The sequence below is a fragment of the Vibrio tubiashii ATCC 19109 genome, assembly GCF_000772105.1.
Classification (GTDB): domain Bacteria; phylum Pseudomonadota; class Gammaproteobacteria; order Enterobacterales; family Vibrionaceae; genus Vibrio; species Vibrio tubiashii.
In genome coordinates this window covers 1,753,426-1,774,763 of record NZ_CP009354.1, presented here as the reverse complement: position 1 = coordinate 1,774,763, position 21,338 = coordinate 1,753,426, and the positions used below count along the sequence as shown (strand labels likewise).

Genomic DNA, 21,338 nt, shown 5'->3' with positions numbered 1-21,338 from the left:
CTGACAGCCGATTTAAACGTTCCTACACATTTCAGTGTGCTCAATAATTATACGAAATTTGTGATTGGTTAGTATAAAAAATAATCTAAAATCGATGTGATCTAAATCACTTATTCCACTGGTTTTATATGTGAAATTCCTAATCAGATCTAAAAGCAATCGATTGAAGAATAAGCAGTGGTTGCGTAATAACCGATAGGAATAAATTACCTTTGTAAACTTCACAAATTACTCAACAAGCAATCGTTGTCATGTTAGACGAATGTTATTCTGCAAGTGTACAAAGGAGAACGTATGAAATGGAGTAGTATCAGCTTTCGCAAGAGAATGCTGATTATCATGACACTATCAGGTCTGATTGAGCTGTTGATTCTTGTTGCGGCAGGGTTTATCTATATTAAGCAAGCTCAGGAAGACGAAATGGGGCATCAGGCTCTCGGTGTCGCTTCATTTCTTGCCAAATCTCCCTATGTCATTAGTGCTATTGAGAATGGTGTTGATCAAGAGAGTCAGCAGCGCTATCGAAGTCTAACCAATTTAATTGGCGCAGCCTTTATCGTTATCGGCGACAAGGATGGTATTCGCCTTGTTCACCCACTCGACGAACGTATTGGGAAGCCAATGAAAGGTGGAGACAATGATCGTGCGCTCGTGGGTGGAGAAGCCTATATATCAGTCGCAGAAGGCTCACTTGGCTATTCTGTTCGTGGTAAAACGGCTGTGTTCAATGAACAGGGCGAAATTATTGGCGTGGTTTCAGTTGGCTATCTGATTGATCGCCTGCAAGATCGCATTGAGCCCTTCATTATATTCCTTGTTTTGATGGCTTTCATTGTTGTTGGCGCTAACGCCATTGTGTCTAGCTACGCATCGCGTCGTTTTCAAAAAGCGATTTTAGGTTTTGAACCAGAAGAGATTGGTCGATTATACGTAGAGCTTGATGTTACGCTTGAGACCCTTAAAGAAGGCATTATTACTATTGATGATCAAGGGAAATTGCGTTCAATCAACCGAAGTGCGTGCCAAATACTTAACTTAAACAAAGAGCAAAGTATCAATCGCCCATTGAGTGAGATTTTGCCTGAGAGTGACTTACACACTGTGATACAGACTGCGCGTACTGATCACGATATCAACCTTTATTTAAACAAGCAGCGATTAATTGCCAATCGAAGCCCAATTATTGTCGATGGGAAAGTCGTGGGCGCTGTTTCGAGTTTCCGCCGCCGCGATGATTTAACCGAGCTGACTGAACAGCTAGCGAAAACCAAAGAATATGCCGAAATGCTCCGTTCACAGACCCATGAACATCGCAATAAGCTCAATACCATCAGTGGTATGGTGCAAATGGGGGAACTGGAAGCGGTGCAGTATTTAATTGGTCAAGAAACCGCGCACTACCAAGCTTTGATTGAGTTCCTCCGCGAAACAATCAAAGAACCGCTGATCGCAGGCATGCTATTAGGCAAAACGGAACGTGCGCGTGAGCTTGGCTTACAACTTGTGGTTGAAGAAGGGTCGCGTCTTGAACCTCTGCCGCAGCGCATTAACCCTGAAGATCTCGTTACGATTCTGGGTAACTTGATTGATAACGCTTTTGATGCAACACGAGACGCCATCACACGAGATCCTCTGTTTCCTGCGGATCGAAGGTTGGTTGAAGTTTCAATCAGTGACTATGGCAACGAAGTGATATTGGAAGTGGTTGATCAAGGTTGCGGTTTACCAGACAACGTCAGTGTAGACTCTTTAGTTGAGCGCGGCGTATCGAGTAAAGACTCGTCAACTCGTGGTGTCGGGCTATTTTTAACCAATCAACTTGCCACTCGTTATCACGGCGAGCTTGAGATGATGAATAACAAAGATTGTGGAGCAAGGATGACAGTATATCTACCTAAGGATGAGCAGATATGACGACAGTAACTCGAGTGATGATCATTGAAGATGATCTCGCTATCGCCCAATTGCATCAACGCTACCTTGAACAAATCGGTGGCTATGAAGTGATAGGTATTGCGACAACGAAGCTTGAGGCAAACTTGCAACTCGATATTTTACAGCCTGATCTGCTGTTATTAGATGTCTATCTGCCTGACGGAACGGGTTTAGAAATACTACAAGAGTTAAGAACTAAGAATCTCAGTTGTGATGTCATTTTGATTACCGCAGCGAGAGATGTCGATACCTTACAACAAGCGATGCGCGGCGGCGTCGTTGACTACTTACTCAAGCCAGTCGTCTTTCCAAGATTAGAAGCGGCATTGAAAAAGTATGTACTACAAAAGCATCAGTTAAACCATGCTAACGATCTTGATCAGAGTATTGTTGATAAAATGCTTCAAGCAACAAATAGCAATGATTCACCTAAGAATCGACTACCTAAAGGTATCGATGGTGTGACATTGGAAAAGATCAAAGCTCTGTTTGTCGATAAGCAAAACCTGACAGCGGACGAAGCAGGAGAACAGATTGGTGCTAGCCGCACGACGGCCCGTCGTTACTTAGAATACCTAATCAGCACGGGCGAGCTTGAAGCAGACTTAAACTACGGAACGGTAGGCCGGCCTGAAAGAACCTATCGAAAGTCTAATAACCAAACTATCAGCTAACCTAGATGTAATTGTGATTGACCTCTATATTTGTTTATAGGTTATAAACGAATTGACTAGAGGTCGTCCCATGCGACTCTTAACATTATTACTTTTCATCTTTAGCTCGCTTGGTCAAGTGGTGCATAGTACAGAGCTAAATGAACTGAGTTATCTTACAGAACAGTACCCACCTTATAACTACGACCAGGGCACAGGCGTTGAAGGCATCGCTATTGATGTGCTTAGGTCGGCCAGTGAACAAGCCAGCAGCCAAGTCTCTCTAGAATCGATACAGGTTCAACCTTGGCCGCGGGCCTATCGCAGCGCATTGATTAAACCCGATACTGTGCTTTTCTCAACGACTCGTACCCAACTAAGAGAGCATATATTTCAATGGGCAGGGCCGATCATCGAAACCCGCATTGTTGTGTTGGCTAAGAAGAGCAAAAACATTCGCGTTAGTCAGCCGATGGCACTTGCCCAGTACCGTATAGGTGTGATTCGCGATGATGTCGGAGAGCAACTCCTGTTAGAGTTAGGGGTTCCAAGAGACTCCATGGTCGAAAGTTCAGTACCTGAAACACTCGCCAACCAGTTTGTTAAAGATCGTATAGACTTATGGGCATACGAAGAGAATGTTGCCAAATGGTGGTTGAAACGAGGCGGTTATGATACGCAAGAGTTTGAAGCGGTTTATGTGCTGAGTGAAGGGGATCTTTACTTTGCGTTTAACTTGGAAACAGACAGTAGACTGGTTCAGCAACTTCAGCAGGGTATTGATGCCATCAAACACGCAACGAGTGAGGGTGAAGTGAGTGTTTATCAACAAATACTTGGTAAGTACAAGTAAGGAGGTTTGATGAGATTTCTGAGTCTGTTGCTGCTTATTGTTTCGAGTCAATGCTTTGCCAAACATTCAATCACGCTGACTTTAGCGTCACAAATAGATAATGGGCACCGCTTCTATCACGAGTTACTGTTTGAAGCGCTAACGCGAGATGGTTATGACGTCAAAATCATGGTGCCCAGTGAGCATATACCGCAAAAGCGCGTGATAAGAATGGTCGAAAGCGGGCAGCTAAGTTTGACATGGTTACTCGCAACACCTGAAAGAGACGCTAAGTATCTCGCGATAGATGTGCCTTTGACCAATGGGCTAATTGGAAAACGGGTCATGCTGATACCTCCAAAGCTGCAATCAAAACTCACCAATATTGAAACACTTCAAGATCTTAAACAGGCGAATCTCGTTGCCGGTTTAGGGGTCAACTGGTTTGATGTTGATGTATGGAAAGCTAATGGATTAAAGGTCTATGAAGAAGATGGTGAGTGGCGCACGCTGTATCATAAGCTTACAGTCGATGGTCAAGTTAACTATTTCCCACGAGGAATGAACGAAATTGGCGCTGAAGCGGCGCAAAACAATCACTTAGCCATTGAGCAAAGGCTTCTGCTTGTTTATGACCGAGATTTTAAATTCTATCTGTCTCCTAGCATGGCAAAATACCAGCCAGCGATTCAACATGCGTTAGATAAAGCCAAAGCATCGGGCTTAATCGATCAACTGGTTAGAAAGCATTGGGGGGAGAGCTTCCAGCAGATAAAACCAGACCAAAGAGTCGTCATCAAATTGGAGTTACCGAATCAGACATCTCAAAAACGTTAACGTCTTATTGCCCTCTGCGTATAATATCTAATAATCAAACAATTAAACTCATTTAAGGTTAGTCAAACGTCAATGGAAAGTGTTTTTATCGTCGTCGCCATACTGGTCATTTTCTTTGTTGTGATTCAAAAACGCTATCTCAAGCAAGATGAGTTGAAAGATAGTACCTACAAAAAGAAAGGGCCGTTGCTTAATGCGCAAGAGTCAGCTTTCTACAATGCACTGATTACAGCAGTAGGTCAGCACGGCGTAGTGATGAGCAAAGTGAACCTGTCCAATGTGATCACGCCACTCGCAACGGATAAAAAGCAGTGGTTTATCGCCAACAATCGTATTTCTAAAAGCTACTATGACTATGTGGTATGCGACCCCCGCACATTGGAAGTTCGCGTCGCGATTGAGTTAGATGATGGGAAAGAGCTTAATAAAGGCAAAGTCGATCGACAAAAGTTACTGATTCATGTGAGTAAGTCTGCCGGAATTCCTCTGATTGGCACTAACATCAAACACAGCTATCAAGTTGGGCGATTGCGTCGCCTTCTTGCCGCACATATCGATTTGATTGAACCTGACAAAGAGATTCGTTTTTGTAAGCGTTGCGGTAGCCCTATGACGATCAAGACGGCTAGTCAGGGTGAACATAAAGGCCGACGTTTCTTTACTTGTAGCCGTCAGCCACAATGTACGTATACAGAAAACTACAATGTAGTGTTCGAAGAGGAAGATAACGAGAACTAAATTAAGTAAAACTTAATTCGGGGTTAGAAGGGCGGCTGCATACCATAACTTGGTTGCGGCCGTTTTGTTTAGCGCGATAAAGTTCTTTGTCTGCCTCTTTTAATACACATTCCAAATTTGCGTAATGGTCGCATTGATAAACACCAATGCTTGCCGTTAGAGAAATTGGGGTGCTGCTATCGTTGAATGCGTAGCTTTCGATCGCGTTGCGAATTTGTTCTGCTTTCTCTTTTGCTTTATGTACATTGGTGTTGTGTAGAGCGATGCAAAACTCTTCACCACCAATTCGATAGACAAGGTGTTCATCACTTAGCCCATCAATCAGAGCAGCAGTTTGCACCAATACCTTATCGCCAACATCGTGGCCGTGCTTATCATTAACCGCTTTAAAGAAATCTAAATCTAAGATCAAAAGGGAAAGGGGCAGCTTTATGCTCTCATTGCGGTAACGTTCAAAGTTATGAGTCAGGGCGTGGCGGTTATAGACACCGGTTAACGCATCACGGGAGGCGAGTTGTCCGAGCGAAGCTTCAGAGACTCTTCTTTTTACCTCAAGTACATGGGAGGTTAGCCAAATGGTGATAAACGCGAGTGAAAAATTGATCGCAAGCTGAGAGTTACCATCGATGCCATCTGTCCACAGCTTGTAAGAAATAATCCCAATTTGAGTGACAAAGCCGATGCTTGTAGCCAGTACTCCAGCACGACGACCTAGGATCAAATAGAACATCATCGGAAATAGGCAAGCCCAGATAAAGACGCCAAACTCTATCGGATATTCGTAGGTGGCTAAGCTTGTGACACCCGTTAAGCTGAAAACATAAGCGACAATGAAAGCTTTTGAGATGCTTTCTTGGTAAGTGTGATAAGCGATATAAAGTGAAAACAGTCCAAATGCCGTTTCTATATAGTGATGTGGGCTGTAGTGTTGGACTACAAGGTGGTATGCGGTAACAGAAACCGAGATGAATGCTAGTAGCGTACTAAGCCAAAATAACACTGCTCGGCGTAATTGCCGAGAAGGATTAAAAATGTCTAGCTCCATCCTTGTCGCCTTTATGAAATTTAAATATGCCAAAGCTTGAATATGGCTTTCATCATATGCTTTTTATAGGTGGAATCAAGGCAAAATCTGAATAGAGATCACGCTATTCAAATGATAGCTTACATTGTGAACGACAATGTTGCGGAATGTTTCAACTAAGTTAACGAAAGGATTGATTTTTAAAAATAACGAGAGTTGGATTTTGGATGTTGTTGGTGTTAACAATTAACTTGGAACTACCACCTTTATCGCTATAAACCTTCTCGTTTTCGATGGGGTCTTTCAATCTTTGAATGGTAGCGAGGGATGCAAGCATATGTGTCATCGGATCAAGTTTTAATATTACGACCAATCGCGTGCAAGTAATGCTTTGCTTAAGTGATCTGGTAAAGAGCTTCAAAGCTAGCGGTGTCAAAACTCCTGTGTCTCAATTTACCTTATCTATTTTCTCTAAAACTAAATGCCAATCAAAATGCGGGACTATGCGATTTTCCAGCGCTAATTTAACTATTAATAATTAACGACGAACGACTGCGAACAGCTACCAATTACTAAGTACGCAAACATAGCTATGGAGGCAATTGGAAATGAGCATGTGCAGAGACTCTAAACCAACAACAGATAGTAAAGCCAAAAACAACATTATCCCGCTTAGGGTTAGGGAAAAGGTAGGATGTAAATGTGTACGTTGTGCTTGCCCCACTTCAGCTGAAAGCTTTTCTTTATGCGAATCATGCTTGTCTGTTCAAACAGTGCTCGATAGTTACCTTAAAATACACTCAGATCTAGAGTGTGATGAGCTAGTGGAAGCGATATGGAATCTGCAATGCGCGAAGATGCAGATTAGAAATACATTCTTATTGTTTCCGCAACAGCCACCGGATGATGTAGATGATGTAATTGTTACGATGAGTAAGCTCCAGTGCCGATTGACGACTCTAATCACTAGCCTAGATAAGATAAAACAAGAAAACCAACTCTACTTGCTTCTGGCCGTATTAGCGAAAGAGACAGATTTGATGCTAAAAAGTAAAAAAGCTCAGTGGTGGATGTCATGAAGTTTAACAATCTACCCATAATGGCTCAAATCGTAGCACCTGTGCTAATCGCGGTCTTTCTATTTGCCGCATCTACTATTTTGTCAGACGTTCTCCTTAGAGAAGCAAAGTTGAGTGGTCAAGTCTCACTGGTGAGTTCGGACAATGTGTCTAAGCTAATGTCAGCACAGCGCAACGTTTATCGAATACGTATGGCTTCTGCTAGCGCTTTTTATGGCGAAATTACATGGGATGATGCTCGAAAGCAATTTGAGCAACGCAGCGAGACAGTTAAAAAAAGGCTCGCTCAGCTAGATAGTGGCGATGGCGAGTTGACGATCAACACAGCTCTGAAAGATAACATAATCAATGAACTTAGTGAGTATGGTGTGACGCAAACGGCTTTGGCTGAACGTTTGAGCTCCCTTCACCTATTATCAGCCTCGTTGCCTGATTTGAATTCAGCGTTAACACTGGCGAACAACGAGTTTTATACGTCAAACAAAGTGGTCAGTTTTGAGCAGCGCCAAGAGTGGCGAAACTTGTTGTCAGAGCTTTATTCATTTTCAAGTCAAATCCAGCAACACCTTGTTCGCCTAGAACGCAGTGCAAATACGGAATATCTCAATAAAATCCTCCTTAACTTAGAGAGGTTTGAACAATCGTTAGAGTCCTCCAACTCGGATAGGGCTAATTTAGCCCTCAAAAAAGTGCTTATGGACTACGAGAAACAAATTTTGATGTTAGAAGAGGGTTATCTAACGCTGACCAAGGACATTAAGTTAATTAGTAAGCAAGGCACTTTGTTACGAGAAATGTTAGCTACGTTGTCTTCCGAGTTAGAAGAACAGAACAAACAATCTCTTGAGAGGGGGATTTTTCTTACCAATACAACGGAGAAGGCTCTCATATCCTCATCGGTATTAGCGGCACTTATAGCGCTTACATTAGCAGTGTGGATAGCCAAACACCTTAACCTAAGCATACGTTCACTAAGTGAAACTATTAATGGTATGTCTTCAGGCGTGCTTAGCCAAAAGGCAAATTTAAGTGGCAAAAACGAAATTGGGCGTCTGGGCGCGAATACCGATAAAACTCTCGAAACCTTAGATCAAACCGTGAGTGAACTTAGGGGAGTCGGTTCAGATGTTGCCTCTTCAGCGACAGAACTTGCTTCGACTATGGTTGAACTTGAAGGTAATGCTCTGGAGCAAAAGGCACAAATAGAGAGAATAGCCTCAACTAGCACCGAGCTTGCAGCGAGTTCGGAACAGGTGGCAAGTACTGCAAACGATGCAGAAGCTTACGCTATGCAAGGAATAGAAATTGCGAAAGAAGGAGCGGCGGCGGCTCAAACCAGAGCGAGCTTATCAGATGAACTAATTGTAGAGCTGAATCAAACCTCTCAAGTTGCTAGGAGTTTGGAGCAACTATCTACCAGAGTGACAGAGTTTGTTAGCTTGATTGAGAATGTGGCTGAACAAACCAATTTGTTGGCACTCAATGCTGCAATAGAGGCTGCAAGGGCAGGTGAAAGTGGTCGTGGTTTTGCCGTCGTTGCCGATGAGGTTCGAGTGCTTGCTCAGAAAACATCGAACAATACCGAATCTATTCAAGAACTCGTTCGTTCTTTGCAGAAAGGCTCACAAGACATGGTGACTTCAGTGAGCGTATGTTTGGAAAAAGTTACTGAGAACGCAACGCTAGCGAAACAAAGCGAAGAAGATATGCGTTCCTTGCTTGAAGGAATAACCAAGATCATCGAGCAAAACAATGAAATGTCCTTGGCCGCCAACGAGCAGAATCAGGCTATCGCGTCTATGAACGATAGTATCCATCAAGTCGATGATAGTCTTAGCCAAAATGCACAGGGTATTAAGCAAAGTGCTGAAGCAGCCTCGTTTCTTTCAGAATTGTCTGAGAGGCAGCAGAGCAAGCTGAGTTTTTTTAAGTCTAATTAAATTATCAGAGCCTCGTATAAATAGAGGCTCTACGTCTCAATTTGAAGCCAAAATTTAGGCCGAAGTAGCGACACATATATGAAGATTTTTAGAACTATAAAAGGATGAGTGCAAATATTGCACTTAAATGAGCACTCCTCATCAAGAGTGTAAAATAATTACGTTTTGCAATCGGTTAAATTGTGTTCCTACCCCTTTAGGGTAGTTTAAAACTGTAATTGATTTACATCATGTATTAATTTTCTTTCACAATTAACAATTGGCTCAGATAAAGAACCTAACCCTTAGGAAGTATTATGAGCAAGTTGAAGCTGGTTGTTATCGGTAACGGTATGGTAGGACACCGTTACATTGAAGACCTAGTAGAGAAGGCAGATGCATCCCAGTATGACATTACTGTTTTCTGTGAAGAACCGCGTGTCGCTTATGACCGTGTCCACCTCTCTTCTTACTTTTCTCACCACACAGCGGACGAGTTATCTTTGGTTAAAGAAGGTTTCTACGACAAGCATGGTGTAAACATGTTGATTGGTGAACGTGCAATTAACGTTAACCGTGAGAAACGCATTGTCCATTCTAGTACGGGTCGTGAAATTCAATACGACAAGCTGATCATGGCGACTGGCTCATTCCCATTTGTTCCACCTATTAAGGGCCGCGAAAGTAAAGATTGTTTTGTCTACCGTACCATCGAAGATCTCAAAGCTATCGAAGCTTGTGCGAAAAAGAGCAAAATCGGTGTGGTTATCGGTGGTGGTCTTTTAGGTCTTGAAGCCGCTGGTGCACTTAAAGCACTCGGTGTTGAGACTCACGTTGTTGAGTTTGCGCCTAAGTTAATGGCTGAACAGCTCGATCAAGCGGGTGGTAATCAACTGCGCCAAAAAATCGAGAGTATGGGTGTTAAGGTTCACACCAGCAAAAACACACTCGAAATCGCTCCTGAGGGTAAAGATGCTCGTAACGTGATGCGCTTTGCTGATGGTACTGAGCTAGAAACAGACTTCATCGTATTCTCTGCGGGTATTCGTCCACAAGATAAGCTTGCTCGTGACATGCAGCTAGACGTCGCGCCACGCGGTGGTATCGCCATCAACGACTTCTGTCAGACTTCTGATGAGAACATCTATGCTATTGGTGAGTGTGCTTCTTGGAATGAAACCTTCTACGGATTAGTAGCGCCAGGTTACAAGATGGCAACGGTAGCGGTTGACCACATTGTGGGTAACGACAGCAAGTTCGAAGGTGCTGACATGTCTGCCAAGCTTAAGCTGCTAGGCGTAAAAGTTGGTTCTATCGGTGATGCTAACGGCCGCACTCCTGGTTGTAAGAGCTACGTTTACCAGAACGAAGAGCAGGAAGTATACAAACGCTTAATCGTATCTGAAGATAACAAGAAGCTTCTTGGTGCGGTAATGGTAGGCGATACGTCTGATTATGGCGATCTTCTTCAGCTTATGCTTAACGAAATTGACCTACCAGAACACCCAGATGCATTGATTTTGCCAGCTCACGCAGGTGCAGAAAAACCAACGCTAGGCGCCGATGCTCTGCCTGATTCTGCAGTTATCTGTTCTTGTTTTGATGTAACTAAAGGCAAAATCTCTGAAGCAGTTGCACAAGGTCACCACACTATTGGCGACATCAAAGCAGTAACCGGTGCGGGCACGGGTTGTGGGGGTTGTATCCCACTTGTCACGTCAGTGCTAAACGCTGAGCTTGAAAAAGCAGGCGTTGAAGTTAAAGCGGATGTATGTGAGCACTTTGCTTACTCTCGCCAAGAGCTTTTCCATCTAGTACGTATTGGCGAAATCAAATCGTATGAAGAATTGCTAGAGAAACACGGTAAAGGTTACGGCTGTGAAGTGTGTAAACCACTAGCAGGTTCTATCCTTGCGTCCTGCTGGGGTGACCATATTCTGAAGCCATCCCTGGTTAAACTGCACGATACCAACGACAACTTCCTAGGTAACATGCAAAAAGATGGTACCTACTCTGTGATTCCACGTATGGCTGGTGGTGAAGTGACGCCACAAGCACTTGCAGCACTTGCAGATGTTGCTGCGGAATACAACCTGTACACCAAGATTACAGGTGCACAACGTATCGGCCTGTTCGGCGCTCAAAAAGACGATCTTCCAGCCATCTGGAAGAAACTGGTTGCAGCAGGTTACGAGACTGGTCAGGCATACGCGAAAGCACTGCGCATGGCGAAGACCTGTGTAGGTTCAACTTGGTGTCGTTACGGAGTTCAAGATTCGGTTGGCCTTGGTGTGATGATTGAGAATCGCTACAAAGGCATTCGTACTCCTCATAAGATGAAGTTTGGTGTTTCTGGCTGTACTCGTGAGTGTGCAGAAGCGCAAGGTAAAGACTTGGGCATTATCGCTACTGATGCAGGTTGGAACATGTACGTATGTGGTAATGGCGGTATGAAGCCACGCCACGCGACACTGCTTGCTGGTGATCTAGACCAAGAAACCCTAATCAAATACATCGACCGCTTCATGATGTTCTATATCCGTACGGCTGCGCCACTGCAGCGTACTTCTGTATGGTTCGAGAACCTAGAAGGCGGCATCGACTACCTACGTGAAGTGATCATCGAAGACAAACTGGGTATCAATGATCAACTAGAAGCCGACGTTGCCAAGCTAGTGGAAGAGTTCCGCTGCGAATGGACGGATACCATCAACGACGAAACGCAGCTAAAACGCTTTGCTCATTTCATTAACTCAGACGAGCGTGACGATAACGTTATGTTTGTGACTGATGGTCGTGAGCAGCATCGCCCGGCAACATTCACAGAAAAACATCCTGAAGCGAAAGGCGACATCCTTCACGTAGAAGTGGTTTAAAGGGAGAAGAAATCATGGCATTTACAAAAGTTTGCAACATCGAAGACATCATCCCAGGCACTGGCGTAGTCGCACTATTTGAGGGTGAGCAAGTGGCTATCTTCCGCCCACGAGCAACTGAAGAAGTGTTTGCAATCAACAATATGGACCCATTTTTTCAGTCAAATGTACTGTCACGTGGCCTGATTGTTGAACACGACGAGCAACTATGGGTAGCAAGCCCACTGAAGAAGCAACGCTTTAACCTAGCAACCGGTGTGTGTATGGAAGATGAACGCATGAGCGTGAAATCATACAAAGCACGCGTTGCAAAAGGTAAGGTTGAAATTGCGGCTTAAATCTACGTTAAACATGAAGGCTATAGAGATTTAATAGCTTAAAGATTCGCTGTCTCTCAGTTGGGGAACAGAGAAACAGCGAGTCTTTCACTATTCAATTTCAACTTTTAACTTTCAATTTTGAATAAGGACACATTCATGTCTACAGACTTTAAACCTGCGGAATTCGTGCAAACAATGATCAATGTTGGCGAAGCAAAAACGAAAACCAGTGCTCGCGATTTGCTTCTTCGCGGTACGATGGCGGGCATCATTCTGTCTCTTGCGGTCGTTGTGGCTATCACAACAATCGTTCAAACAGGTGTTGGTGTGGTTGGCGCACTTGTTTTCCCAGTGGGCTTTGTCATCCTATCAGTCATGGGCTATGACCTAGTGACCGGTGTTTTTGGTCTCGCTCCTCTGGCAAAATTCGAAGGCCGTCCGGGTATCACATGGAACCGAGTATTCCGCTGCTGGGGTCTTGTTGGTCTGGGTAACCTTATTGGTTCACTGATTGTTGCGTACCTAGTGGCTATTTCTCTAACAGGTAACTTCTCACTTGAATTGAACGCAGTTGCGAAGAAGTTCATCGCGGTTTCTACTGCACGTAGCCTAGGCTTCGAAAACATGGGTATGGACGGATGGATCACCTGTTTCGTGCGCGGTATCTTCTGTAACCTAATGGTTTGTCTAGGAGTGATTGGTAACATGACGGCACGTACGGTTGCTGGTCGCGTAGCAATGATGTGGTTCCCAATCTTCATCTTCTTTGCACTAGTCTTTGAGCACACAGTAGTAAACATGTTCCTATTCCCACTAGGCATGATTCTAGGCGCGGATTTTGGTATTGCGACTTGGTTGAACTTCAACCTTATCCCAACCATCCTTGGTAACATCGTTGGTGGTTTGATCATGACATGTATTCCGCTATACCTGACTCACGCAAAAACAGCGCCTTCTCTAAGCGATGAAGAAGAAGTTAATGCGAAACCAGCACTAGCGAAATAATGATTTACAGCCCCACGTTGTCACGTGGGGCTCCTAACCATCAAATACAGTCTTGATTTGAATATAAAAAGTACACATTCATTTTACGTAGTCGTTGAGTACTACTCTTTATATCCAAATTTACGTTGATAGGCATAGCTATGAGCATGACTCCCATCTCTCCATCAAACCTTGGTTTTGTTTCATTAGTTGGTGCTGGGCCAGGCGACCCAGATCTACTAACAGTGAAAGGCTATCGAGTGATTCAACAAGCAGAAGTTGTGGTCTATGACCGTCTAGTCTCTCCAGAGATTCTGGCGTTAGCCAATAGCGATGCCGAAATGATTTACGTGGGGAAAAAGTTAGATTTCCACTGTGTTCCTCAAGAACAAATTAATCAGATTCTGGTTGAGAAAGCGCAGCAAGGCAAAAAGGTTGTCCGTCTAAAAGGCGGAGATTCGTTCATTTTTGGTCGTGGCGGAGAAGAGCTAGAAGAGCTTGCCGAACATGGCATTCGCTTTGAAGTTGTCCCTGGTATTACTGCTGCTGCGGGCGCGACGGCTTATGCGGGGATCCCATTAACACATCGCGGTCATGCGCAAAGTGTTCAGTTCATTACGGGTCATGTGCAAAAAGATGGCCGTGAAATCGAATGGCACTCTTTAGCTCAGTCTAATAACACACTCGTGTTCTACATGGGCTTAAAGCAAAGCGGTTACATCACTGAAAAATTGCTGGAAACTGGGCTAGATTCGACTATGTCGTGCGCCATTATTGAAAATGGCACCCGACGTGAACAAAGGGTATTTACAGGAGCGCTGAAAGATTTGCCAAACATGGCAAAAGAGGCGGTTAGCCCAGCATTAATTGTTGTCGGTAGCGTGACCTCTTTGCACGATAAACTGAAGTGGTTTAACTAATACCCCAATCCTAGCTAGATGATGATTTAGACCTGATACCATGCTGAATGACATCAGGTCTTTTAGTATTTGCTGAAATTCCGTTGGGCATCTGATAAAGTCTCGGCGTCGAAACTAAGGTAATCAATCATGGAAAAAATCGCGATTTTTGTCGATGTTCAGAACATCTATTACACCACTAGAGATAAGTATCGAGCGAATTTTGATTACAACCAGTTTTGGTACATCGCGACTGAAGGTCAGCAAGTCGTAGAAGCTAATGCTTATGCGATTGCCTCTCATGACCCAAAACAACGTCAATTTCACCACATCCTGCGTGGTATCGGCTTTAACGTTAAACTCAAACCTTATATTCAGCGACATGATGGCAGTTCCAAAGGGGATTGGGACGTAGGTATAGCCTTAGACGTCTATGAAGCGGCATCAAAGGTGGATCGCGTCATACTTCTCTCCGGTGATGGAGACTTCGAGCTGTTAGTCGACCGAATTCAAAAACGATTTGGTACTAGGGTTGATGTCTATGGTGTGCCTGGTTTAACGGCTCAAGCCCTTATTGATGTGAGTGATAAGTACATACCGATCGAGGAATCACTGCTAATAACTCGTTAATCCATCACACTACTATGTTCGACTTTTCCGATATGGCATATTGAAAAAGTAAGCATATACAAATACTTACACTGAAATAAAATGCTTAATTGTTCAAAAATCCGGCATGATATGTTAGAGTGAGCACACTATTTCTAATGTAGGTTTGATGGGGTTGTATGTTCAATAGTGCCGATCAGGTGACGATTTCTGTTTCGGAAGAGAAGATCCAAATGTTGGATTCACTTCTAGAAACAATTGATACTGATATGGCAGTATCAATGTCGTTTGTTCGTCGCGCTCAAGGCATGTCATTCCGCGATCTAGAACAACGAGTCACTGGAATAAACAACTCTACTCTAAAACGCTACATGCAGCAGAGCTATCGCTCAATCCGACCTATACACATGGTCGCTGCTATGTCGTGGGTAATGATGGTTCCAATGACGAGCTTTTACTATGCGGTAAAAATGCGCGAGTTTTATCGTGGTATGGATGATAAAGCCATTGAAGCCCTATACTGCATTGGTCGACTACCTACAGAGCAGTTTGAGTTGTATCTCGATCTTGTAACCAATCTAATGGATTGTGCGGATCGTGAAAAATTTGCGGCATTCAGACAAGAAACCCAATCTCAAATTGATCCAAACATTCATTATAATGAGCTCCTGCCTCCCAAAGTCCTCGACATTAATGCGTTTGCCATTGACTACTACCGCTCAGTCGCCATTACAGTTAAACGGTTTAGGTTAGAGCACCAGATCCCCGTTGAAGTGATTGCTCGGGTACTTGGCCTGTCTGATTATCAGTATCTACAACTAGAAGATGTGCATAAAGTACGCGATTATTCAGTTGCAATTGGCTTTAGAGTTAAGTTAGGCTTTGAATTAAACTCGCACGTTAACTTTACCAGTGAAATGCGCCAGTTTCCTCAGTTCCACCATTTAAGACAAGCTCAGCACATCAGAGATTCGTTGATCGTAGAAGCATTGCGCCCACTTAGTGGGGAATGCAAGAAACGCGCAGTAGAAATACTAACTACTTTATCAAAGATTTACATACAAAATGTGATCTAGGTGCGTCGAGTGAAAATAATCAACTCAAATTGCACAGCGCCTTGAGTTGATTATGCTTAGCTAAAATCTAACAATATCCCTGTATTATTTAGGTCAATGCAGCAAGCGTGTGTTGTAACTCTATTGAGGCATTCGCTTGAGCGAGCATTGCGGTAGCGACTTTGTCGGGATGCTGCAAATGCACCAAATGATCGGCGTTTTTAATGACAACGAGTCGGCCATTTTTTAACTGGCTAGCAAATTTGCCAGCAGTTTCTTTGGTGACATAGGGATCGTATTCACCGACACAAACGGTGCATGGTACGGAGATATTTCCGATATTGGTAGGGGTGTGAACCAGTAACCTCACTGAGTTTTCGAAGAAGATATCGATCCTATCCTGAGCCATGTTGGTAATATTTCGCACTGTCGCTTTAATGATGGCTTTATTCCTTGGAATATCGTTATTACTCACGGTAAGCGATTCGGTGAATGACTTAGCGAAACTATGTGGGTTGTCCATGGCTGCAGCGATCATTTTTTTCGTTGCTAAGCGTCCTGAAGAGGGGATGCCAGGGACGCCACCACATATCGACATAGTGAGCACATTCGGCCAGATATCGCAAAGTTCTACAGCAACGGCTGTTGCGTAAGAAAAGCCGATAATATGCGCGCTGTTGACGCCTAGATAATCAATTAAATCGAGCAGCATCATCGCTTGAGTACGAATACTGATCGTTGATTCAAGGTTTTCTGTATGACCAGTGCCAGGAACTTCGACGGTAATGCAATTGAGTTTAGTCGCGAAGTGTTTCGAAAACGAATCTACGCTCTCTATATCTTGCAGTGCTCCTAATAAAAATATCGCATACTGATCCGAGCCCGGGCAGTGGTGAAAAGAATAGCGATAGTGGTTGCCATTTAAGATCGTTTTTATAGTTTCCATTTTTGTGTCCTCTGTTGAATAAGGACTCAACTATAAACGATTGATTGATAACGTTATGGCTGGGTAAATAATGAAAAATCACAATTTAGAAGAACATTTGGCAGATGCAGAACAGCCAGTTAAAGACTTTATGGCTGAACTATTAGAAACTCTTGGTAAGAAAGTGTCTGAAAATAAAGATCCTAAACTTGCCTTAAGTTATTTTGGTGCGCAGCTAGAAATTAAACTGGTCTCATTTGACGGTAGCTACGACTAAATATATTAAATAGATAAGCTGGATTCTAAAAAGCGCCAGTCGAGGTTAACTCGGCTGGCGCTTTTTGCGTTTGTCTATGGAGTAAAGCTAGTTACTTATCATTGTCCTCAGGTTGCTCTTCGGCTACTTCAGTAGCTTCAACCTGCTGCTGGCTCTGCTCTTCTTCCTCCATTTTCGCTCGCTCTGCTTTAGAGATGTAGCGAGGCTTGTTGCTCTTGTGCAACTTAGAATTCATCTTTTTTTGTTTGGCTTTCAGGATCTGGTTGATCTTCTTTTTACGGTTCATGGGTAGCTCAGTAACAGTTGGAACTCTTAGGAAGCGCATCCTATCAAATAATCTTAATACTTGCACTCTGCAGAACTCCCTAGAGCTTACAAAATTATTAATGATAAATTATTTTTAAGTGCATGATTTTTATGATTTAAAATTAATAAATTAAAAGCAATTAGTTGTTTGTAGTACGCCGCTTAAATATTCTCGCCTCACTTGGTCAGGTTTCTGAACAAAAACACATATGTAAAGTCACAGGTGGGAATGAAATATGAGCAATAGATACCAAACATCGATTGGTTTGTTTGAATGGTAAGGCGCTGGCTACTTGTGTATCTGAAATTTAAAAAGTGGGGTGACTTGTAGTAGTCACCCCAAAACACAGCGAAGTGAAGTATAGCTAGAAGTAGCTAGCATGTTGGAAAGTGAAGATGTGAAGTGAAAACCTAGCCAATGTTCGAGACGCCGGAGTGAGCAAAGAATTCACTTCACCCGTTTAACCTACCGCGCCATTCGAGTGAAACGGTATTAAATTAATCATTACTTATCTTTAATTGATCTTACTCTATGATAAATAATAGTTAATGAATAAAAATATAGTATTAAGTCTTTTAGCCTTTAAAAGGCTTATCGTTGATTCAATTCTGAATATCACAGCCAACACAATTTAGATTGCCTATTTTCGAAAGCATAAACCTAGTTTCATTAACTAAATGAGGAAAGGAATATGGTTCGGCAACGAAGTCGTAAAAAGTCTCTGCTCGGTAAAGATGTCATGCTCGCGGCGCAAGAGCGGATTTCATATATCTATGACCATTTTGAACACCTCTATGTCTCCTTCTCGGGTGGAAAGGATTCAGGAGTGTTACTTAATCTTGCCATTGAAGAAGCTCAGCGCAGAGACCGACTGCCAGTTGACACATTAATTGTTGATTTTGAAGCTCAATATAAGGAAACCGAGGGATTTATAGAGCGTATGGTCGCGACCAATAAGATTCGCCCATACTGGATCTGCCTACCTATTGGTTTGCGCAATTCGGTATCTCAGTTCGAGCCCAAGTGGGTGTGTTGGGACGAAAGGAAAAAGGTGAATTGGGTGCGTAAACTGCCTGATGTGTTTGGGGTATTTAACGACCCAAACGAGTTCTCTTTTTTCTACCCTGGAATGGAGTTTGAGGATTTTGTGTTTGATTTCGCACACTGGTATCAACAACAAAAACAAACAAAGATTGCAGTGCTAATTGGATTAAGAGCTGATGAATCCTTGAATCGCTACAACACAATTAAAAATCAATATAAAGACAAATTCCATCATTTACCGTGGACGACGAAAATGCAGCAAGATGTCTACATGGCTTACCCTATATACGACTGGAAAACGCGAGATATATGGATTGCGAATGGCCGTAGGCAATGGGATTACAACAAAGTCTACGATCTGATGCACAAAGCTGGTGTCTCTATTTCTCAGCAGCGCCTTTGCCAACCGTTTGGCGATGAACAGCGCAAAGGGCTCTGGCTCTATCAAATTCTAGAGCCAGACACTTGGCAAAAGCTGGTTGATCGCGTTGAAGGGTGTAACTTCGGTGCGAGGTATTCGAAAGAGCAGGGACGTATCGTTGGTTACTATCGTTTTAAACTGCCTCCCGGATTTACCTATCGTCAATATAGTAAACATCTACTCAGTACTATGCCTCCGCATGTCGAGAAGCATTACCGTGAGCGCATCTATAAATTCCTTCAATGGTGGCGCCGCAACGGACACCATAAAGGGATTCGACGTATTCCTGATTTCGCCGATTTTAAGTTAGAGGCAAAAAAACAAGTCCCGAGTTGGAGGAGGATATGCAAAGTTCTGATAAAGAATGATTATTGGTGCAGAGGCCTTTCATTTGGCTACAACAAAGCGGTTGCTCAGCAATACCATTCTTTGTACAACGATTATGTCGGACATGGAGGCTTTGATGGAAAGTAAGTTTGTTATGTCACTGCTTAGTTCAGATGGGTTAAAAGACGTTGGGCATCTGGATGCTTCTGTCGCTTTATATAATCAAGTTACCCACTTATTGTGTAAATTGAACCCAAATCTCCCCCCAGTTTGCAATGTACAGATGCTGAAATTAGAGATGATATCGGCAAACCACTACAATCCAAACAAGATGGCTTCACCGGAAAATCGGTTACTTAAACATTCTATTCAACAAGATGGCCTAACAATGCCGGTTATCGTAAATCAAATCTCGGGTTGTGACCAATACGTGTTAATTGATGGATTCCATCGATTCGAATTGATCAAATCAAACTCAGAGTTACAACCTATATCAGGATACGTCCCTGCGATTGTGATGAATAAATCTGAAGAAAAGAGTATGTCTACTTCAGTACGACACAATGTTGCTCGTGGAACACATCAAGTCGAGTTAACCGCGAACCTTGTTATGCAATTGAGAGAGCTAGAGTGGAGTAACGAGAAAATATGCCGTGAACTTGGAATGGATCGCGATGAGGTATTACGAATGCAGCAAGTGACAGGCTTAGCAGCCGCATTTAAAGATCAAGACTTTTCAGAGGCTTGGGAGTAAACAATAATATTTTATAAATCGTAGAATGTTAATTTAAAACTAATTATTAAAATTATTGTAATAATTGGCGCTAGGGTTACGACTCTGGCGCTTTTTATATTTCAGAAGACTATTTCTAATAACATAAAGGCGAATTAAACCATAACTTCTACAAGGTTAATAACATATGGATACTGTGAAACAAAATCTTTCTCTAAGAAAAAAATCGACTTCGACCCTTGGTGGTTCTTGCATCATTGCATGTGTATGTGTTGGCGCAGGAATGCTTGGTTTACCTAGTGCGGGAGCAGGGGCTTGGATAGCGTGGACCTTGTTTATACTGGCGGTAACCATGCTAATAATGACGTTGAGCGGGTGCTTTCTATTGGAAGTGTTAAAAAACTATCCCTATAAGTCTTCGTTTGATTCGATTACAACAGATTTGCTAGGTAAACCAGTTAGCTGCTTCAACAACATAATGATTTATTTTGTCGGGGGGATTTTACTCTATGCATATATAACTTCATCGGGTCTTATAATAAATCAATACATGGGATTAGATCCAAAGTTTGCTTCTATATTATTTGTTGCGATATTTTCTTTTTTTGTATGGCACTCAACGCGTGTGGTTGACAAGTTTTCAATCGTTTTAATGTTGTTTATGGTCGCTAGCTTTGTATTTGGCATTAGTGGGCTTGTATTCAATATCGACTTAAATGGAATGTGGAGAGATGTCAATTTAGAGCAAGGTAAGTTTATGTTTGCTTTGTTTCCTGTAGCGTTAGCCTCATTTGGTTATCATCATACCGTGTCGACCATGCGAGATTACTACCGGGATGAACGGAAGGCGCAAAAAGCAATCGTTGGTGGGACGGCTATTTCTTTTTTCATATATGCAATATGGTTAGTTAGTATCTACGGCAACCTACCAAGAATGCACTTTGGAGAAATTATTGAAAAGGAAGGCGATATCAACGTCTTACTCAGCAGCTTAAGTGGTGTAATACCAACTGAATTTGTATCTAATGTGATTAGCGCTTTCTCTGCAGCTGCAATTTTATCGAGTTTCGTTGGTGTCGGACTTGGGGTATTCGATTTTTTAGCGGACGTTTTCAATTTTAAAGATAACAAGAGAGGCCGATTAAAAACTTGGTCAGTGACCTTTTTACCACCACTAGTATTTTCATTGTTACTCCCCTTTGGCTTTCTCGTCGCAATTGGTTTTGCGGCATCAGCGGCGGCGATTTGGGCGTGCATCATCCCAGCGTTGTTAGTCCGAAAATCTAGGCAAAGCAATCTGAATAAGGCAGACAATTTGCCTTCTAGCCACAACGACTACAGAGCCATTGGAGGAAAGTGGTCGCTTATTGTCGTTGGAGTGTTTGGCGTCAGTGTCATCATTATTCACATCATGACCTTAACGGATTCATTGCCCAAATTTTTAGGCTAATGAAGCTCTAAGGTGAAGTCGAAGTGATCATAAAACCGGTATTACTTCGACCTTTTTGTCTTCGTCGCGATTTTGATTCAGTTTCTGTTGCAGA

The 21,338-nt window shown here is 42.9% G+C and carries 20 protein-coding genes; 17 read left to right on the top strand and 3 right to left on the bottom strand.

The genetic code is table 11. The features are described from left to right. Nucleotides 1-294: 294 nt before the first annotated feature. From IX91_RS08060 to IX91_RS08040, 5 genes are all read left to right on the top strand, one after another. Nucleotides 295-1,914 carry an ATP-binding protein gene (locus IX91_RS08060; RefSeq protein WP_004745206.1) on the top strand — a complete coding sequence of 540 codons (1,620 nt, stop codon included), beginning with the start codon at nucleotides 295-297 and terminating at the stop codon, nucleotides 1,912-1,914. Continuing rightward, nucleotides 1,911-2,609, top strand: coding sequence for a response regulator (locus IX91_RS08055; protein ID WP_004745204.1), 699 nt, complete (start codon nucleotides 1,911-1,913; stop codon nucleotides 2,607-2,609). Before IX91_RS08060 ends, IX91_RS08055 begins: the two co-directional genes overlap by 4 nt. A gap of 70 nt (nucleotides 2,610-2,679) precedes the next feature. Continuing rightward, a complete protein-coding gene (locus tag IX91_RS08050) occupies nucleotides 2,680-3,441 on the top strand; it encodes a substrate-binding periplasmic protein (protein WP_004745202.1) in 762 nt (253 codons plus the stop codon). Nucleotides 3,442-3,450: 9 nt separating this feature from the next. After that, nucleotides 3,451-4,257, top strand: a complete 807-nt coding sequence (locus tag IX91_RS08045; RefSeq protein ID WP_004745201.1) for a hypothetical protein — start codon at nucleotides 3,451-3,453, stop codon at nucleotides 4,255-4,257. Nucleotides 4,258-4,329: 72 nt separating this feature from the next. Then, the gene (locus IX91_RS08040) at nucleotides 4,330-4,995 is read left to right on the top strand and encodes a DUF2726 domain-containing protein (protein WP_004745199.1); all 666 of its coding nucleotides are present in this window, start codon (nucleotides 4,330-4,332) and stop codon (nucleotides 4,993-4,995) included. A gap of 1 nt (nucleotide 4,996) precedes the next feature. Here IX91_RS08040 and IX91_RS08035 read toward each other — a convergent pair whose 3' ends face one another. Further along, nucleotides 4,997-6,040 carry a GGDEF domain-containing protein gene (locus IX91_RS08035; RefSeq protein ID WP_004745198.1) on the bottom strand — a complete coding sequence of 348 codons (1,044 nt, stop codon included), beginning with the start codon at nucleotides 6,038-6,040 and terminating at the stop codon, nucleotides 4,997-4,999. 737 nt (nucleotides 6,041-6,777) lie between these two features. On the opposite strand from IX91_RS08035, the gene IX91_RS08030 reads away from it, so the two are divergent. The 8 genes from IX91_RS08030 to IX91_RS07995 all read left to right on the top strand — a co-directional run bounded on the left by IX91_RS08030 (nucleotide 6,778) and on the right by IX91_RS07995 (nucleotide 15,781). Further along, nucleotides 6,778-7,098 (top strand): hypothetical protein, encoded by a 321-nt coding sequence (locus IX91_RS08030; protein WP_236642783.1) that lies wholly within the window; start codon nucleotides 6,778-6,780, stop codon nucleotides 7,096-7,098. Next, nucleotides 7,095-9,038, top strand: a complete 1,944-nt coding sequence (locus tag IX91_RS08025) for a methyl-accepting chemotaxis protein (RefSeq protein ID WP_004745195.1) — start codon at nucleotides 7,095-7,097, stop codon at nucleotides 9,036-9,038. Before IX91_RS08030 ends, IX91_RS08025 begins: the two co-directional genes overlap by 4 nt. 296 nt (nucleotides 9,039-9,334) lie before the next feature. Beyond that, the gene (nirB, locus tag IX91_RS08020) at nucleotides 9,335-11,893 is read left to right on the top strand and encodes a nitrite reductase large subunit NirB (protein WP_004745194.1); all 2,559 of its coding nucleotides are present in this window, start codon (nucleotides 9,335-9,337) and stop codon (nucleotides 11,891-11,893) included. Between the two features lie 14 nt (nucleotides 11,894-11,907). Continuing rightward, a complete protein-coding gene (nirD, locus tag IX91_RS08015) occupies nucleotides 11,908-12,231 on the top strand; it encodes a nitrite reductase small subunit NirD (protein ID WP_004745192.1) in 324 nt (107 codons plus the stop codon). Nucleotides 12,232-12,369: 138 nt separating this feature from the next. Further along, nucleotides 12,370-13,218 (top strand): formate/nitrite transporter family protein, encoded by an 849-nt coding sequence (locus IX91_RS08010; RefSeq protein ID WP_004745190.1) that lies wholly within the window; start codon nucleotides 12,370-12,372, stop codon nucleotides 13,216-13,218. A gap of 140 nt (nucleotides 13,219-13,358) precedes the next feature. Further along, nucleotides 13,359-14,117 carry a uroporphyrinogen-III C-methyltransferase gene (cobA, locus tag IX91_RS08005; protein WP_004745188.1) on the top strand — a complete coding sequence of 253 codons (759 nt, stop codon included), beginning with the start codon at nucleotides 13,359-13,361 and terminating at the stop codon, nucleotides 14,115-14,117. A 129-nt stretch (nucleotides 14,118-14,246) separates the two neighbouring features. Beyond that, on the top strand, nucleotides 14,247-14,726 hold the full coding sequence (locus tag IX91_RS08000) for a LabA-like NYN domain-containing protein (protein ID WP_004745186.1): 480 nt from the start codon (nucleotides 14,247-14,249) through the stop codon (nucleotides 14,724-14,726). Between the two features lie 158 nt (nucleotides 14,727-14,884). After that, nucleotides 14,885-15,781, top strand: a complete 897-nt coding sequence (locus IX91_RS07995; protein ID WP_004745183.1) for a hypothetical protein — start codon at nucleotides 14,885-14,887, stop codon at nucleotides 15,779-15,781. A gap of 88 nt (nucleotides 15,782-15,869) precedes the next feature. Here IX91_RS07995 and IX91_RS07990 read toward each other — a convergent pair whose 3' ends face one another. Continuing rightward, complete coding sequence (locus IX91_RS07990) at nucleotides 15,870-16,706, bottom strand: alpha/beta fold hydrolase (RefSeq protein WP_004745182.1); 837 nt, start codon at nucleotides 16,704-16,706, stop codon at nucleotides 15,870-15,872. 70 nt (nucleotides 16,707-16,776) lie between these two features. Here IX91_RS07990 and IX91_RS07985 point away from each other — a divergent pair, with 70 nt between their 5' ends. Then, nucleotides 16,777-16,962 (top strand): hypothetical protein, encoded by a 186-nt coding sequence (locus IX91_RS07985; RefSeq protein WP_004745179.1) that lies wholly within the window; start codon nucleotides 16,777-16,779, stop codon nucleotides 16,960-16,962. A gap of 91 nt (nucleotides 16,963-17,053) precedes the next feature. On the opposite strand, the gene IX91_RS07980 is transcribed toward IX91_RS07985, so the two are convergent. After that, a complete protein-coding gene (locus IX91_RS07980) occupies nucleotides 17,054-17,248 on the bottom strand; it encodes a DUF2986 domain-containing protein (RefSeq protein WP_004749500.1) in 195 nt (64 codons plus the stop codon). Between the two features lie 712 nt (nucleotides 17,249-17,960). On the opposite strand from IX91_RS07980, the gene IX91_RS07975 reads away from it, so the two are divergent. The 3 genes from IX91_RS07975 to IX91_RS07965 all read left to right on the top strand — a co-directional run bounded on the left by IX91_RS07975 (nucleotide 17,961) and on the right by IX91_RS07965 (nucleotide 21,244). Continuing rightward, a complete protein-coding gene (locus IX91_RS07975) occupies nucleotides 17,961-19,208 on the top strand; it encodes a DUF3440 domain-containing protein (protein ID WP_004745174.1) in 1,248 nt (415 codons plus the stop codon). Continuing rightward, nucleotides 19,198-19,815 carry an IbrB-like domain-containing protein gene (locus tag IX91_RS07970; RefSeq protein WP_004745173.1) on the top strand — a complete coding sequence of 206 codons (618 nt, stop codon included), beginning with the start codon at nucleotides 19,198-19,200 and terminating at the stop codon, nucleotides 19,813-19,815. Before IX91_RS07975 ends, IX91_RS07970 begins: the two co-directional genes overlap by 11 nt. A gap of 166 nt (nucleotides 19,816-19,981) precedes the next feature. Further along, nucleotides 19,982-21,244, top strand: coding sequence for an aromatic amino acid transporter (locus IX91_RS07965; protein ID WP_004745172.1), 1,263 nt, complete (start codon nucleotides 19,982-19,984; stop codon nucleotides 21,242-21,244). Nucleotides 21,245-21,338 lie beyond the last annotated feature (94 nt).

What these genes read in the sequence shown, in the direction of transcription:
- IX91_RS08055 (WP_004745204.1), top strand. Translation starts at nt 1,911, where the DNA reads ATGACGACAGTAACTCGAGTGATGATCATTGAAGATGATCTCGCTATC.
- IX91_RS08040 (WP_004745199.1), top strand. Translation starts at nt 4,330, where the DNA reads ATGGAAAGTGTTTTTATCGTCGTCGCCATACTGGTCATTTTCTTTGTT.
- IX91_RS07995 (WP_004745183.1), top strand. Translation starts at nt 14,885, where the DNA reads ATGTTCAATAGTGCCGATCAGGTGACGATTTCTGTTTCGGAAGAGAAG.
- IX91_RS07990 (WP_004745182.1), bottom strand. Translation starts at nt 16,706, where the DNA reads ATGGAAACTATAAAAACGATCTTAAATGGCAACCACTATCGCTATTCT.
- IX91_RS07975 (WP_004745174.1), top strand. Translation starts at nt 17,961, where the DNA reads ATGGTTCGGCAACGAAGTCGTAAAAAGTCTCTGCTCGGTAAAGATGTC.
- IX91_RS08045 (WP_004745201.1), top strand. Translation starts at nt 3,451, where the DNA reads ATGAGATTTCTGAGTCTGTTGCTGCTTATTGTTTCGAGTCAATGCTTT.
- IX91_RS07985 (WP_004745179.1), top strand. Translation starts at nt 16,777, where the DNA reads ATGAAAAATCACAATTTAGAAGAACATTTGGCAGATGCAGAACAGCCA.
- IX91_RS07970 (WP_004745173.1), top strand. Translation starts at nt 19,198, where the DNA reads ATGGAAAGTAAGTTTGTTATGTCACTGCTTAGTTCAGATGGGTTAAAA.
- IX91_RS08010 (WP_004745190.1), top strand. Translation starts at nt 12,370, where the DNA reads ATGTCTACAGACTTTAAACCTGCGGAATTCGTGCAAACAATGATCAAT.
- IX91_RS07965 (WP_004745172.1), top strand. Translation starts at nt 19,982, where the DNA reads ATGGATACTGTGAAACAAAATCTTTCTCTAAGAAAAAAATCGACTTCG.
- nirD (WP_004745192.1), top strand. Translation starts at nt 11,908, where the DNA reads ATGGCATTTACAAAAGTTTGCAACATCGAAGACATCATCCCAGGCACT.
- IX91_RS08050 (WP_004745202.1), top strand. Translation starts at nt 2,680, where the DNA reads ATGCGACTCTTAACATTATTACTTTTCATCTTTAGCTCGCTTGGTCAA.
- IX91_RS07980 (WP_004749500.1), bottom strand. Translation starts at nt 17,248, where the DNA reads ATGAACCGTAAAAAGAAGATCAACCAGATCCTGAAAGCCAAACAAAAA.
- nirB (WP_004745194.1), top strand. Translation starts at nt 9,335, where the DNA reads ATGAGCAAGTTGAAGCTGGTTGTTATCGGTAACGGTATGGTAGGACAC.
- IX91_RS08060 (WP_004745206.1), top strand. Translation starts at nt 295, where the DNA reads ATGAAATGGAGTAGTATCAGCTTTCGCAAGAGAATGCTGATTATCATG.
- cobA (WP_004745188.1), top strand. Translation starts at nt 13,359, where the DNA reads ATGAGCATGACTCCCATCTCTCCATCAAACCTTGGTTTTGTTTCATTA.
- IX91_RS08025 (WP_004745195.1), top strand. Translation starts at nt 7,095, where the DNA reads ATGAAGTTTAACAATCTACCCATAATGGCTCAAATCGTAGCACCTGTG.
- IX91_RS08035 (WP_004745198.1), bottom strand. Translation starts at nt 6,040, where the DNA reads ATGGAGCTAGACATTTTTAATCCTTCTCGGCAATTACGCCGAGCAGTG.
- IX91_RS08000 (WP_004745186.1), top strand. Translation starts at nt 14,247, where the DNA reads ATGGAAAAAATCGCGATTTTTGTCGATGTTCAGAACATCTATTACACC.